Genomic DNA, 405 nt, shown 5'->3' on the forward strand with positions numbered 1-405 from the left:
AGTTCCGGCTGCGACATGCTGTATGGCATGGCCGATGGTTGTGCGCTGAGCCAAACCTACGGAGGGAATTATGTCAGTTAAAATAGTCATTAAACCGAATACCTATTTTGATTCTGTCTCGCTGATGTCTATCTCCACGCGTGCAAATAAACTCGACGGCGTCGAGCAGGCATTTGTGGCGATGGCGACCGAAATGAACAAAGGTGTGCTGAAAAATTTAGGACTGCTGACGCCGGAGCTGGAACAGGCGAAAAACGGCGACCTGATGATTGTCATCAATGGTAAATCGGGTGCGGACAATGAGCAGTTGCTGGCGGAGATTGAAGAACTGTTCAATAGCAAAGCGCAAAGCGGCTCGCACGAGGCGCGTTACGCCACTATTGCCAGCGCCAAAAAGCATATCCC

Annotated in this window: 1 protein-coding gene; it reads left to right on the forward strand. The window is 50.6% G+C overall.

Features of this window, described 5'->3' with window-relative positions; all coding sequences use genetic code 11:
* Positions 1–70: 70 nt before the first annotated feature.
* Positions 71–405, forward strand: a 335-nt coding sequence (locus tag SxD43FB_RS24185) for a hypothetical protein (RefSeq protein ID WP_217988857.1), incomplete at its 3' end; no start/stop codon positions are given.

Source organism: Sphingobium sp. D43FB, from assembly GCF_002312805.1.
Lineage (GTDB): Bacteria > Pseudomonadota > Alphaproteobacteria > Sphingomonadales > Sphingomonadaceae > Sphingobium.